Consider the following 12,927-nt stretch of genomic DNA (forward strand, 5'->3'; position numbering starts at 1 on the left):
CAAGGCGTTAAACACGCCATGACCGAAATATCGAGCATAAAAGTAGTAGTGCCTAATATGCTGCAAATGGTCTCAGATATGACAATACAAGTGTTTGGTGGCGCTGGAGTGTCGAGCGACTTTCCTATTGCCTCGTTTAATGCAATGGGGCGTATTTTACGCCTTGCAGATGGCCCAGACGAAGTACATATGGGCATGGTTTCGCGCCTCGAACTTAACAAATACCGCTAAGGCAACACCATGAAAACACGACTAATAATAACAGGTGGAGCAACAGGGCTGGGTAAAGCGTTAGCCCTGAGTTACGCAAGTAATTTGGGCGCTAACTTACAAATTTGTATTGCCGATATAAACGCCGAGCGTGCAGCCATAACCATTAGTGAGCTGCAAGCACTAAAAAGCGATGCCTTTTTTTACGCCTGCGATGTAACCAAGCAAGCAGATGTAAAGGGGCTTTACGATATTATCCAGACCAAGTGGCAGGGCGTAGATATTGTTATAAATAACGCAGGCGTTGCCACGGGCGGCTCGCTTGAGGGCGAATCGCTTGAGCAATGGCAGTGGATTATGGATATTAATTTGCTCTCTATGGTGCGGGTGTGCCAAGCGTTTTACCCCGCCTTTGTGCAACAAGGCGGTGGCTACTTTATTAATATAGCCTCACAAGCAGGGCTTACCCCTATTCCGTTTATGAGCAGTTATAACGCTGTAAAAGCGGCGGTTATAGGCTTTAGCGAAACCCTAAAGCTCGAACTCGCCCACGATAATATAGATGTAAGTGTTGTGTGCCCGAGCTTTTTTAAAACCAATCTTGATGAATCCATGCGCACCAGCGAGCCGGCCATGAAAACCATGCTTAACCGTGCCTTTGAGCGCTCCCCCATAAACGCAGAGCAAGTTGCCGATATTATTTATCAGCAGTCGCTTAAGCGCCCATTTTTAATTTTGACCCATAAATTAGGTAAACAGGCCTTTTTAATGAAAAAACTACTCCCCATTGAGTGGTACATTAAAAGCATGCTGAAAAAAACACGCTCTATGCAACGTTTAAAATCAAAATAATAAAGGCTAGCAATGAACACACAATTATTAGATCAAGCCAAAAACGTACGCCAAGGCGAAGAGCTCGACACACAAAAAGTAGATGCCTGGCTTAAACAGCACCTTACACAGTTAACTGGTGAGCCAAGTGTTACTCAATACGCAGGGGGGGCATCAAACTGGACCTACTGCCTAGAGTACCCAGAGCAATCGCTTATATTACGCCGTGCTCCCAAAGGCACCAAAGCCAAAGGCGCACACGATATGGCCCGTGAATATAAGCTGCAGCAAGCGCTAAAACCAGTTTACAGCTATCTGCCAAATATGGAGGCGTTTTGCGACGATGAAAACATACTCGGCACCGACTTTTACGTTATGGAAAAGCTTACGGGGATAATTCCGCGTAAAAATTTACCACGCGGATTAACCCCCACGCCCGAGCGCACCAAAAAGCTGTGCGAAAACGTACTCGACTGCCTAGTAGAATTACACAAAGTAGATTACAAACAGGCCAATTTAAGCCATTTAGGCAAAGGCGAAGGCTACACCCAGCGTCAAATTAGCGGCTGGAGCGAGCGCTTTACTAAAGCCAAAACTTGGAATGTACCCAGCGGTAAAAAAGTCATTAAATGGCTCGAAAACAACATGCCAAGTAACGAGCGTATTTGCATAACACATAACGATTTTAGGTTTGATAACGTTGTGCTTGATGCAAACGACTACACCAACGTACTGGGTATTTTAGATTGGGAACTTGCCACACTTGGCGACCCACTTATGGATTTGGGCAATACATTGGCTTACTGGGTAGAGCCAGGAGATGACTTTTTAGCCCAAGCCACGCGCCGTCAACCCACTCACTTAGAGGGTATGCTAACGCGCAAAGAAGTAGTGGCCTACTACTGTAAAAAAATGAATATAACCGTAGATGACTTTACCTTTTACGAAGTGTACGGGCTATTTAGACTTGCCGGCATTGTGCAGCAAATTTATTACCGCTATCACCATGGGCAAACTAAAAACCCAGCCTTTAAACACTTTTGGGTGTTTGTACATTACCTTTTATGGCGCTGTAAAAAAGCCATTAACAACCAAGGTAAAGTCTAATGTGCATTTTATATTTAGTACGGCACGGGCAGGCCAGTTTTTCTGCTGATAATTACGATACGCTCTCAACAAAAGGGCAACAGCAAGCCACACTACTGGGTGAATATTTAGCACAAAAGCAGCTTAAGCCCGATGCTGTATTTGCAGGCAGTATGCTGCGCCATAATCAAACCGCAGAGCTGAGTTTAGCAAGTGCTAATAATACGCCAGTGGTAATAAACGATGCGCGATTAAACGAGTACGATCACGAACATATTTTAGCGGTTTATAACCCACAGCTTGCCACCCCAAGCCAAGTTCGCGCGGCACTTAGCAAGCAAGCCGAGCCTATGGAATACTTTAAAACGGTATTTATTAGCGCCATACAGCAATGGGTACTCAATCCCGACAGCACTCAATATAACGAAAGCTTTAATGCATTTACTGCGCGTGTACTTGGCGCGCTTGAACAAATAGCCAATGAAAACCACGGTAAAAAGGTACTTATTTATACCTCTGGCGGGCCTATTAGCATTATAACCAGCCATTTAATGGGGCTAAAGCTCGAGCGCTTTATTGATATTAATTGGAGCTTAGTAAACGCAGGCGTAACCAAAGTAGTGGCGCGCGGCAAAGGAAAAAATCAAAAATTAACGATAAGTAGTTTAAACGAGCATCACTTTTTAGAGTGCCACCCACAACAAAAATTAATTACATACACCTAAGGATCTAATTATGCGCAAAAACATACTAATAACAGGTGCAAGTTCAGGCTTAGGCAAAGGCATGGCAAAAGAGTTTGCAAAACAAGGTTGTAATCTTGCCTTATGTGCTCGGCGCTTTGAGCTATTAGAGCAGCTAAAAAGTGAGCTTGAACAAATAAACCCAAATATAACCATTAGCATAAAAGTGCTTGATGTTAACGACCACGAGCAAGTATTTAGCGTATTTAACGCCTTTAAAGAAGAACTTAACGGCCTTGATAGAGTGATTATAAATGCTGGTATGGGCAAGGGGGCTTCTATTGGTACGGGTTATTTTAATGCCAACAAACAAACCGCACAAACTAACTTTGTGGCCGCACTTGCACAAGCTGAGGCCGCAATGGAAATTTTTAGAGCGCAAAACCATGGTCATTTAGTGACTATTTCATCTATTAGTGCTGTACGTGGTTTTAGGCGCGCCATGACCGTTTACGCCGCCACTAAAGCGGCTATTACCTCATTAAGTGAAGGCATACGCATAGATGTAATGCACACGCCTATAAAAGTAAGCTGCGTACACCCAGGTTTTATAAGAAGCGAAATAAACGAAAAAGTAAAAACAGTGCCGTTTATTGTTGATACCGAAACTGGCTGCAAAGCACTGGTAAAAGCAATAAATAAAGAAAAAGCCAACAGCTTTGTGCCAAGCTGGCCGTGGGCATTCCTGCATTGGATTTTACGAATAGCACCGCTGAGTACAATTCGTAAAATGTCGTAAGGTTTTTAAATTTTAGGCATTAAAAAAGGTGGCAAATGCCACCTTTTATGTACGTGTATACTTAACCTACGTTTAGGTTATTTGTAAAATTATAGTAGTGCAAAAATCTTTTGCAGCTGTGGCATGTACTCGCTCACAAGCTCAAGGTTGTTTTCGCTTACTAGTGGGTCTGTAGATTCTTCAGCCGCGCTTGAAGCCTTACCAAACGAGCCCATTAACGAGCTAGCGTCACTGCTTTTAGCACTTTTAAGGCTTTGCAGGCCGCCCATTACTTTATTTGCTGTTTCTTGGTTTTCTGCTGAAAGACCCGATTTAAGGTTTTCGATGTAAGCCATAGATACTTCTGAGCCAACAGATACTAATTCTTCAGGCGAAAAACCGTAACGGTTAGTAATATCGGCAAAGCTTTTATATAAGCCTTGCTCTTTAATCATGCTTAATGCGCTATTAGCAAGAGAGCTTTGCTCTTCAACATTTTGATCTGCAGAGCCACCTAGCATGCTTGCTAAATCTAGGTTTTTTAACGAATCTTGGCTGCTAGCCCAGCTAGAAACAGCCGGCAGTGCTTTCATGTAGCTTTGTAATTGGCCTTCGCTAATATCTTCAGCAAGGCTTGAAAAACTCATTGCTAATAAGCTAAGTGATAAAATTATTTTTTTCATTGGGCGTTTCCTATTATTTAATTAAAGCCATTAAAAACTAAATGTAAGCGCTTGCCAATACATAACTAAAGTATTAGGTGTATTTAGGCTATAAAGTAGTATAAATACTTTAAAGTTCTATAACTTAAGCTGATTCAGCACAAATATAGTTACAAATGTTATACTGCATTTTTGTCGATAAGAGCTGAACGTAATGTTAACTATTTCAAATACTGTCACTATAGATGAATGGGAACTAGAGCTAACTGCTATACGTTCGCAAGGTGCCGGTGGCCAAAACGTTAACAAAGTAGCCAGCGCCATTCATTTACGCTTTGATATTAACCGCTCAAAGTTACCCGATTTTTACAAAGAACGTTTATTAAAGCTAAACGACTCTCGGATCACCAAAGAAGGCGTGGTGGTAATTAAAGCCCAAAGCTTTCGCACCCAAGAGCTTAACCGAGAAGATGCACTAAAACGTTTAAAAGATTTAATTTTAAGTGCAACCAAGGTAAACAAAGCCCGCCGCGCAACCAAGCCAAGCCGTAACTCGCAGCGCAAGCGCATGGATAAAAAAACCAAACATGGGCAAACCAAAGCTCTGCGCGGTAACATTAAGTTATAACTCATTAAGTTTATAAGGCTTTACAGTAAAGTATGCTTAATTTACGCCTACAGCTAATAGTTAACCGTAGGCGTAAGTGGGTTATTCGTAGGTATGATGGCGGGTGGCACTAAAGCGATTTAATATATGGTGCATTACATACACCGCAGATAAACTGGCCACAATAGCCACCGCAACAGAGCTAAAGCGATACATGGCACTATAAACAAGGTCTTGCCCGGGGCCTAGTGAGTTGCCAAACAAAATACCAAACGTGGTTAACACACCAAATCCAATGCCCGGTGCGCCGCCACCAATAATATGAAAACGGCTAAATACAAACGATAACGTCCACAGTATAAGCACCGGAAACAATAAAAAGTCAGAGTGATTATACAATAACACTTGCGCCAACAACGCAGCATTACAGCCAATTAATGTACCAATAGCGCGCTGCCAACCGGCCATACCTGCGGCTTTCCAGCACAGCGAAAACAAAATTAATACCGATGAGGCTTGCGCCGATATTGAATCTTGTAAATCGAGGACTTGAAACGCCACAAACGAAAGCGTAGCAACCGTTGCACATAATAATACCTCATGGCGAATGCTTTCTTTGGCTTTAGCGGGTACCGCCCTCACGGCACGCGCGGTTACATCAGGAAAAACACCATGCATAACAAACGCTATAACAATAGAGAGAACAGTAGCCAAACCATTACTTAAAATAAGCGGGTATACACTACTTGTACCGGTTACATAGCTTGAAAAGTGCAGTTGAATCGACAACCCAACCACGCCTAGTGCGCCAAATAAAAAAGCCGCACCTGAGCTCATTTGATAAAACAAAAAGCAAAACGCTAAAAATACGATAATGGTCATCAGTACCGGAAGGTGCGAAAACAAGCCCTGCATAATTAAAACCATTGGAATACTAATGGCGGCACTGGCTAAAAACTGGCGCACAATGCTTTTATTTAACACCGGCACTAAACCAAGTAGCAACATAGGGTAAACAGTAAAAAATATACCGTATGGCCAGTTCATTAATTTACTAATAGTAAACCCTATGGTGCAACCACCGGCTATGCGCAGCGCTTGGCGTAAACCGTTTGAGTCTAATTGCGGTGCTTGGCTAACAGCTTGAGTCATACGGCCTCCATTAATAAATGTAGTGTAGCCAGCTAATAAACCTAATTTGAGCCGACGCTAACCATTGCCCAATTGTTGACTCTGGCAATAGTTGCACAGTGGCACGGGCACCACTTGGCATATTAGCAATTAATTTAGCGTTATCTGGCATCACTAAATGAATACGCTGGCGCTGAGCATCGCGCACCCAACGATTACTAGTTTCGGTACTACTAAGCGAGCCATTTGCACTGAGTTGGCCATCGCTTACGCCTGCCTCAAACGTGCTTATATGCGCGTTGTAAACCTCACCTGGGCGGCTATCAAATACCACTTGCGCCAAACTACCTGGTTTCATATTTAGTAATGATTTTTCTCTAAAATCGGCAACAAGGTCGGCCTTATTAGCCACAATAGCTAAAAGCGGGCTACCCGTTACCGCATATGCGCCATCAAGTAGTTGTAAGTTAGAAACCACACCAGCGCTTAGCGCACGCACTTGGGTGTACGATAAGTTAAGCTCGGCTTGTGCTAATTGGTTTGCAGCATGGCGAAGCGCTAAGTTTTGCGCGCCGCTTTCGCCTCGGGCAAGTACGGCTTCTGCCAATTGCGCTTCTAATGAGGCGACATCTGATTTACTTGCTTCAAAGTTAGCTTTAATACTTTCAAGCTCTTGCTCTGAAATAGAGCGCTGCTTAAATAATGCTTCGCCACGGTTATTTAGTAATTGCTGTTCGTGCAGCTTTGCCTTGGCCGCCGAAATTTGCGCCTCCAGTGCTTTTACATTGGTATCTAAACGTTTGTTTTGTAATTTGGCGTCGTCAAGGGCGAGCTGTGCCTGCTCTAGCGCTAATTTATAAGGGCCTGAGTCTATTTCAAACAATACATCGCCAGCTTTTACGGTTTGATTATTGTTAACCAATACCTTAGTAACACGGCCACTTATTTGCGGGGCAATTTGCACCACAGGATGATAAACCCGCGCTTGCGGCGTTACCGGCATAAACATGTCGGCAATTAAATAGTAAATAAATATAACAACAAAACCCGCTAACGAAAGCCTTACATAACGAGTAAATTTTTGATCTGGTGTCATTGTGTCTCTTACTCTTTACTTTGATTTTTAATACAGTTTAGTGCGTTTTTTTCCATATTGACGATGCCATAAGCAAGCGCATCGAGTTGCTGTGTGCTTAGCCCGCTGTATAGCTGGCTTTTAATATCAATGAGTTTTTCGTTTAGCGACTGTAAAATTGCGCCACCTTGCTCGGTAAAGTAAATTTTTTTACTGCGTTTATCGTGCTCATCAACTTTACGGGTAATTAAAAGCTGCTCTTCTAATTGCTTTAATGTGCGAGTAAGCGAGGGCATTTCTATTCCTAAACTCTGCGCAAGCTCAAGCTGTGTTATGCCTTCGCCCAACATATTTATATGGGTTAGCGCCGTCCAGCGCGATTGCGTAAGCCCTAAAGGTTCTACAGCTAAAGTGATGGCCTCGCGGCACAGCCTATGAACCCGCCCCATGTTACCAATAATGGTTAAATCGAGCGTTTCGTGAAAAGGTTTTTGAGTAGTCATAACCACCTCAAATTAGTTAGCATGCTAAGTATTTTAGCATTAGTTAGCGTGCTAAGTAAATATTGAGAGGGGTTGCAAATAAAAAAGCCCCAAAGCTGGGGCTACATAAATTTGTGGATTTAAAAATTAAGGAGGTTAGCAGGGGAGTACTGATCGGTAAGCACTTTTGTATTGGCAGGCCAATCTTGCTTGTTTTTGGTACTTTGCATGTAAGTACTAATTGCTTTTAAATCTACATCGTATTTTTTTAAACGCGGGTTAAGTGCTTTAATACGCTGATTAATTTGCGCCTCAGTAGGCATAGAGTTTACACCCGCTAAAATAATACGGTTAGAGCGATTAGCACGGCTTACGTTAATAAAATCGCCAAACACGGCGTGGTAAGTTGCCGACTCATGTTCGTATAATTTACTGCTCGAAAACGTATTAGCGGCAATTACACCGCCCTCGGCCAATACGCTTTTTACCTCTTCAAAAAACTCTTTGGTGAGTAAGTGCTCAGGAATATAATCGCCGTTAAATGCATCAAGAATAATCCAATCGTACTTTTGCTTTTTAATGGCTGCGCGCTTTATAAATATACGCCCGTCTTGCACGCTTGAGGTGACCGCATCGTTTTCTATAAAGTTAAAATAGTTACGGGCTACTTTTAAAACGGCGGGATCTATTTCAACATTATGAATTTTAGCTGCAGGGTAAAGCGCATGAATGACATTAGAAAGCGTACCGCCACCTAGGCCAATAATAAGCACATTTTTAGGGTTGTCGGTTACTAAAAGGCTGGCAAACGTAAGTTTTGTGTAGTTAAAAACCAGTTTGTCGGGGTTGTTTTTGTACATACAGCTTTGGCTGGTTTGGCTACTTTTTGTATTAAATTTTAAGCAGCGTAGGTCACGTGTTTCATCAACAATAATATTGCGATATAAAGAACGCTCCTCGTGCACTACATTACTGTGCGCCGCAACCGAAAACAGTACCGCTAAAAATAATAAACAGTTACGCATGAGCAAGCTCCTTATTACCAGCAAGGCTATTAACAGTAATTGCCAGCACACCTAACAGGCCCAAGGTTAACGCAAAGGCACTTATAATGGTGTTTACATCAAACGCCAGTACAAAGTAAAACGAGGTAATAATAGTCCCTAAGGCGCTGCCCAACGTGCTTACAAAATATAAAATACCCGCAACTTGGCCACTTTTATGGCTGTCGGTGACTAATAAACGCACCGAGTAAGGCGAGATCATGCCTAAAATAACGGTAGGAATAAAAAACAACGCCGTAGAGGCAAGTAACGAGCCGTAGCGTGTATCTTCAATGTGGGTAAAAATAAACTCCATTATTGGCTGCGAAAAAAGCGCAATAGGCACCACCATAATACTGGCAGTTAAAAATATTAAGCCATATTTTGTAAGCGATGCATTTTTAGTACTTAGCTTACCGCCGAGTAAATACCCAAAAGAAAGGCTAAGCATAAATACGGTAATTATGCTGCCCCAAATGTGTACACTACTGCCAAAAAAAGGCGCTAAAATACGCCCGCCTAATAGCTCAATACCCATAATGCAAAAGCCACTGCAAAAGGCTAAAAAATAGATTAACGCGTTTGTTTTTATACTCATGTAATTATCGTTATGTAACCTAAAGAGATCTCCATACTAACGTGATGACAGGGCAGTCGCTAGTGCATTAATTAATCGCTCTGTGATTTTTTAAAAAGTTGTTTTGTTATAAAGTAACACATGTTAAACTTGTTGTTATAATATAACACCTTCGATTTCCCTATTATCATGAAGTATTCTTTAGTTTATTTAGCCTGCTTAGGCATAAGTGCGCAAACAGTGGCGCAAGAGCAAAACGACGAAATTGAAAAAATATCGGTTACTTATAAACAAGCATACCGTGGCGATATTCCTCAAAAGCAAATGCCGCAATCTATTGTAAGTGTTAGTAGTGCTGCGCTTGATCAAAAAGGCATTACTAAATTACAAGACGCGCTCGATTTTTCGGCCAGTATTTCGCGCAAAAATAACAGTGGCGCATTATGGGATAGCTTTTCTATTCGGGGCCTTTCGGGTAACGAAAACATGCCATCGGGCTATTTAATTAATGGCTTTAGCGGTGGGCGTGGTTTTAGCGGCCCGCGTGATGTATCTAACATTGATTACATTGAAGTACTAAAAGGCCCTGGCTCAGCACTTTATGGGCGCTCAGAGCCCGGCGGTACTGTAAATATTGTGACTAAAAAGCCACAGTTTGAGCCGCAAGGTGAGCTAAAACTAAGCTTAGGCAGCGACAGTTTTAATCGCGTTGAAGGCGATTACACAAACGGCATTAACGATACCACCGCGTTTAGAATAAATGGCGCGTGGCAAGATAGCGACAGCTACCGCGATGAGGTGTACACCAATAAAAAGGTAATTACGCCGTCTATTTATCATCAAATAAACGCATCAACCAGTGTGACTTATGAGTTTGAATACGTAGATTTAGCGCAGTTATTTGACCGTGGTGTTGTCGTACTCGATAACGATTTTGACACCGTACCAAGCTCACGTTATTTAGGTAACCCTAACGATGGCGACACGCAGGTGTATTCGCGCGGGCACCAAATTACTTTAAATCACGATATTAACGATGAATGGTCGTTAGTGGCCGGTGCAAACTACCGCAGCTCTACGTTAACGGGTTTTTCGTCAGATGCTGAGCTTTCGCCATCGCGCCAATCGTTATTTGACGATGGCCGAACACTTACTCGCCAGCAGCGCTATCGCGACTACGAAGTAGAAGATTTAAGTGTAAAGTTTGAGCTAAGCGGCAGTGTAGACACAGCCGGTATTACGCACCATTTATTAATAGGTGCCGATGCATACAAGTACGATTTACGTACAGCGCTTTCTCGCTATCGAGGCGGTAACGGCACTTATACCGTTGATATTTTTGAGCCAAATTACGATGTAGAACGCCCAGCAGTAAGCCTGCTTTACGAAAACGACGAAGAGCAAAAGGCGTACGGTATTTATGTTCAAGACCAAATGGATATTACCGACAAATTTAAGCTATTAGTGGGCCTAAGGTTTGACAGTGTTGACCAAGATATTTTAGAAACCAACAGCGGCGTGTTTTCAACCAGCTCTGAAAGCCAAGTAAGCCCTCGTGTTGGCGTAGTGTACGAGCTAAATAACGCACTCACTTTTTACAGCAGTTACTCAGAAGGCTTTTTGCCACTAAGCGGCACTGATGCAAGCGGCGACCCCTTTGGCTTTGAATACAGTGACTCGTTTGAGGTTGGCGCTAAGTTTGAATACTTAGGCATAAACGGTACTGTGGCATTTTTTGATGCGTCTAAAAGTAATATGTTAGTGGCAGACCCTGTAAACGTTGGTTTTTCAGCGCCTATTGGTAAAGCCGATAGTAAAGGGTTTGAGCTTGATTTAAATACCTATATTACTGATGCAACGGCGTTTAACTTATCGTACGCCTATATAGATGCCACCACAGCAAACGACATTATTAATGCCGATTGGGGCGTGCCAATTGAAAAAGGCAGCCCGCTGGTTAATGTACCAAAAAATAACTTAAACCTTACGCTTAGCCACCAAACTGCATTAATGGGCAAAGAGCTTGAGTTTGGTGCAAGTTACCAATACACCAGCAGCCGTTTAGGTGATGCCGCCGATTTAAGTTTTAGGCTACCGAGCTACCAATTAGTTGGCGTGTTTGGCAACGTTAACTTAACCGAGCAAACAGAGCTTAATGTGAGTGTTAATAACATTTTTGATGAAGATTACGCCGAAAGTAGCTACAACGCTTTATGGGTTTACCCAGGTGCGCCAACTCAATTTAAAATGTCGTTAGCGTATAATTTTTAATAGCTAGCAAATTAAAGTTTTCATCCTAAAGCGTCTTAATGTAGTGGTTAAGGCGCTTTATATTTTCAAGCCCTTTTTTATAAAGAATTCATGAGTTTATTAAGCCAACCATCGGCCTTTGATGGTTTGTATATCATTACAATGCTTTCACAGTAGTGACTGTTAACCCCCTTTACAGTTAATTTTGTAAGCCCTAAATCGTCAATTACATAGTTAGGTAAATACGCCAACGCCAAGCCACTTTGAACCACCTCTATTAATGCACTGTAATCGCTACATCTAAATACAATATTGCGCGGTGCAATATCATCTTGCCAGCCGTCGGAGCCTACTCCTTGCTCAAGGCCGCACAGGGGTGAAAACAAAGGGCATGCAAAAGCCGCCTGCAGTAATTGGTTTTTATTAAGCGTTGTTACACCTTTTCGTACTAGCTGATGCGAAGCATGCGCAGCCACACTAAACCCAGTATTAAATACATCAACCGCCACTAAATTAGTATGTGAGCTATTATTTAATGCCTCGCGAGTTACTAGCGCAATATGCGCCGCGCCTGATGCAACTTGGCTTATGGCTTCACCTTCAAATACATTATTAATACGTACCGAACAGGGCAGGTTGCTAAGAGGGGTAAGTAACTTTTTTAAGCCACTTTTAAGTAAAATTGCAGGGCCTGCAATAACTGCATTAAATTTATGGTTATCGCTTTTAAAGCGGCTAGTAAGCTGCTGGTAATTATGAACTAAATCACTACTGTGCTTAACAAACTCTTTGCCTTTATCATTAAGTACTAAGGTTTTGCCCACACGATTAAACAGCTCCGTGGCTAAGTTTGCCTCAACCTTTTTTAGCGTTTTAGACAGCGCTCCTGGGGTAATATTAAAATGCTTAGCGGTTGTGTGCAGATTTTGCGAACCCGCCATATGAATTACTTTTTCAATGTCATCTAAATGCATAGCGCCAAACCCTGTTGATTAAAAGGAAACAACTAACAACTTATTATCGATTATTTATATATATAAATCAGCTTATAGTGGCGCTATATTTATTTTTGAGCATTAACATGAAACACATACTGCTACCTTTTATTTTATTCTCGAGCGCAGCACTAGCAAGCGGCCCTCAGCACAAGGCACACAACACACATAAAGCCCACAGCTATGTGGGCTTTCATGGCATGGCGCTTATATTAGCCGGCGATAAAGTACTTGCCAGCCACATGCCTTTATACGCCCCCCCACACAACTACCAAATAGTGTATGAAGTAACTACCAATGACACCCATCTTAAAACAATCAAAAAAGCACTGAACGAGTCACTAAAAAAACAAAGTCAGATCACCATTTTACCAACCAAATTTGATTTAAATTTATTAATAAATAAGCTGACACCCACTTTAAATACTACTGTGTTTAATGGCCATTTTGAGCGCGGAGGTACGGCTTTGTTTTCGACAAAGCTGACCTTTAAAAATCCGTTATATGTAAAAAAGAT

Annotated in this window: 14 protein-coding genes and 1 pseudogene; 8 read left to right on the plus strand and 7 right to left on the minus strand. The window is 42.2% G+C overall.

The features are described 5' to 3' along the window. From B2R65_RS05160 to B2R65_RS05180, 5 genes are all read left to right on the plus strand, one after another. A partial coding sequence (locus B2R65_RS05160; protein WP_286741433.1) for an acyl-CoA dehydrogenase family protein occupies nt 1-231 on the plus strand: 231 nt, incomplete at its 5' end. A 9-nt stretch (nt 232-240) separates the two neighbouring features. Then, nucleotides 241-1,062 carry an SDR family oxidoreductase gene (locus B2R65_RS05165; protein WP_286741435.1) on the plus strand — a complete coding sequence of 274 codons (822 nt, stop codon included), beginning with the start codon at nt 241-243 and terminating at the stop codon, nt 1,060-1,062. 12 nt (nt 1,063-1,074) lie between these two features. Continuing rightward, nucleotides 1,075-2,148, plus strand: a complete 1,074-nt coding sequence (locus B2R65_RS05170) for a phosphotransferase family protein (RefSeq protein ID WP_286741437.1) — start codon at nt 1,075-1,077, stop codon at nt 2,146-2,148. Next, nucleotides 2,148-2,852 (plus strand): histidine phosphatase family protein, encoded by a 705-nt coding sequence (locus tag B2R65_RS05175; protein ID WP_264389965.1) that lies wholly within the window; start codon nt 2,148-2,150, stop codon nt 2,850-2,852. Before B2R65_RS05170 ends, B2R65_RS05175 begins: the two co-directional genes overlap by 1 nt. Nucleotides 2,853-2,862: 10 nt before the next feature. After that, nucleotides 2,863-3,609: an SDR family oxidoreductase gene (locus B2R65_RS05180; protein WP_170865589.1), complete on the plus strand. Its 747-nt coding sequence runs from the start codon at nt 2,863-2,865 to the stop codon at nt 3,607-3,609. Nucleotides 3,610-3,698: 89 nt separating this feature from the next. On the opposite strand, the gene B2R65_RS05185 is transcribed toward B2R65_RS05180, so the two are convergent. Beyond that, nucleotides 3,699-4,271: a hypothetical protein gene (locus B2R65_RS05185; RefSeq protein ID WP_004586261.1), complete on the minus strand. Its 573-nt coding sequence runs from the start codon at nt 4,269-4,271 to the stop codon at nt 3,699-3,701. A gap of 193 nt (nt 4,272-4,464) precedes the next feature. On the opposite strand from B2R65_RS05185, the gene arfB reads away from it, so the two are divergent. After that, a complete protein-coding gene (arfB, locus tag B2R65_RS05190) occupies nt 4,465-4,878 on the plus strand; it encodes an alternative ribosome rescue aminoacyl-tRNA hydrolase ArfB (RefSeq protein ID WP_024033019.1) in 414 nt (137 codons plus the stop codon). A gap of 81 nt (nt 4,879-4,959) precedes the next feature. Here the strand turns inward: arfB and B2R65_RS05195 are convergent, their stop codons facing one another. The 5 genes from B2R65_RS05195 to B2R65_RS05215 form a co-directional block, all read right to left on the minus strand. After that, nucleotides 4,960-6,009, minus strand: a complete 1,050-nt coding sequence (locus B2R65_RS05195) for a DUF2955 domain-containing protein (RefSeq protein ID WP_004586263.1) — start codon at nt 6,007-6,009, stop codon at nt 4,960-4,962. Between the two features lie 10 nt (nt 6,010-6,019). Further along, complete coding sequence (locus B2R65_RS05200; RefSeq protein WP_286741440.1) at nt 6,020-7,084, minus strand: HlyD family secretion protein; 1,065 nt, start codon at nt 7,082-7,084, stop codon at nt 6,020-6,022. An 8-nt stretch (nt 7,085-7,092) separates the two neighbouring features. Continuing rightward, the gene (locus tag B2R65_RS05205; RefSeq protein ID WP_054982034.1) at nt 7,093-7,566 is read right to left on the minus strand and encodes a MarR family transcriptional regulator; all 474 of its coding nucleotides are present in this window, start codon (nt 7,564-7,566) and stop codon (nt 7,093-7,095) included. Nucleotides 7,567-7,685: 119 nt separating this feature from the next. Further along, a complete protein-coding gene (locus B2R65_RS05210; RefSeq protein WP_286741443.1) occupies nt 7,686-8,570 on the minus strand; it encodes a spermidine synthase in 885 nt (294 codons plus the stop codon). Then, the gene (locus tag B2R65_RS05215) at nt 8,563-9,186 is read right to left on the minus strand and encodes a fused MFS/spermidine synthase (protein ID WP_004586267.1); all 624 of its coding nucleotides are present in this window, start codon (nt 9,184-9,186) and stop codon (nt 8,563-8,565) included. The genes B2R65_RS05210 and B2R65_RS05215 overlap by 8 nt, the downstream gene beginning before the upstream one ends. Nucleotides 9,187-9,354: 168 nt before the next feature. Here B2R65_RS05215 and B2R65_RS05220 point away from each other — a divergent pair, with 168 nt between their 5' ends. Further along, a complete protein-coding gene (locus tag B2R65_RS05220) occupies nt 9,355-11,436 on the plus strand; it encodes a TonB-dependent siderophore receptor (RefSeq protein WP_286741445.1) in 2,082 nt (693 codons plus the stop codon). A 77-nt stretch (nt 11,437-11,513) separates the two neighbouring features. Here the strand turns inward: B2R65_RS05220 and B2R65_RS05225 are convergent, their stop codons facing one another. Further along, entirely contained in the window at nt 11,514-12,389 is an 876-nt protein-coding gene (locus tag B2R65_RS05225) for a LysR family transcriptional regulator (RefSeq protein ID WP_286741447.1), read from the minus strand. A gap of 107 nt (nt 12,390-12,496) precedes the next feature. Between B2R65_RS05225 and B2R65_RS05230 the strand changes: the two are divergent. Beyond that, nucleotides 12,497-12,927, plus strand: a pseudogene (locus B2R65_RS05230) (hypothetical protein); the annotation flags it as partial.

The organism is Pseudoalteromonas sp. UBA2102 (assembly GCF_002331165.1).
Lineage (GTDB): Bacteria > Pseudomonadota > Gammaproteobacteria > Enterobacterales > Alteromonadaceae > Pseudoalteromonas > Pseudoalteromonas atlantica.

Excerpts from the sequence above, each read along its gene's own strand:
- B2R65_RS05165 (WP_286741435.1), top strand. The coding sequence starts at position 241 with ATGAAAACACGACTAATAATAACAGGTGGAGCAACAGGGCTGGGTAAA.
- B2R65_RS05170 (WP_286741437.1), top strand. The coding sequence starts at position 1,075 with ATGAACACACAATTATTAGATCAAGCCAAAAACGTACGCCAAGGCGAA.
- B2R65_RS05175 (WP_264389965.1), top strand. The coding sequence starts at position 2,148 with ATGTGCATTTTATATTTAGTACGGCACGGGCAGGCCAGTTTTTCTGCT.
- B2R65_RS05180 (WP_170865589.1), top strand. The coding sequence starts at position 2,863 with ATGCGCAAAAACATACTAATAACAGGTGCAAGTTCAGGCTTAGGCAAA.
- B2R65_RS05185 (WP_004586261.1), bottom strand. The coding sequence starts at position 4,271 with ATGAAAAAAATAATTTTATCACTTAGCTTATTAGCAATGAGTTTTTCA.
- arfB (WP_024033019.1), top strand. The coding sequence starts at position 4,465 with ATGTTAACTATTTCAAATACTGTCACTATAGATGAATGGGAACTAGAG.
- B2R65_RS05195 (WP_004586263.1), bottom strand. The coding sequence starts at position 6,009 with ATGACTCAAGCTGTTAGCCAAGCACCGCAATTAGACTCAAACGGTTTA.
- B2R65_RS05200 (WP_286741440.1), bottom strand. The coding sequence starts at position 7,084 with ATGACACCAGATCAAAAATTTACTCGTTATGTAAGGCTTTCGTTAGCG.
- B2R65_RS05205 (WP_054982034.1), bottom strand. The coding sequence starts at position 7,566 with ATGACTACTCAAAAACCTTTTCACGAAACGCTCGATTTAACCATTATT.
- B2R65_RS05210 (WP_286741443.1), bottom strand. The coding sequence starts at position 8,570 with ATGCGTAACTGTTTATTATTTTTAGCGGTACTGTTTTCGGTTGCGGCG.
- B2R65_RS05215 (WP_004586267.1), bottom strand. The coding sequence starts at position 9,186 with ATGAGTATAAAAACAAACGCGTTAATCTATTTTTTAGCCTTTTGCAGT.
- B2R65_RS05220 (WP_286741445.1), top strand. The coding sequence starts at position 9,355 with ATGAAGTATTCTTTAGTTTATTTAGCCTGCTTAGGCATAAGTGCGCAA.
- B2R65_RS05225 (WP_286741447.1), bottom strand. The coding sequence starts at position 12,389 with ATGCATTTAGATGACATTGAAAAAGTAATTCATATGGCGGGTTCGCAA.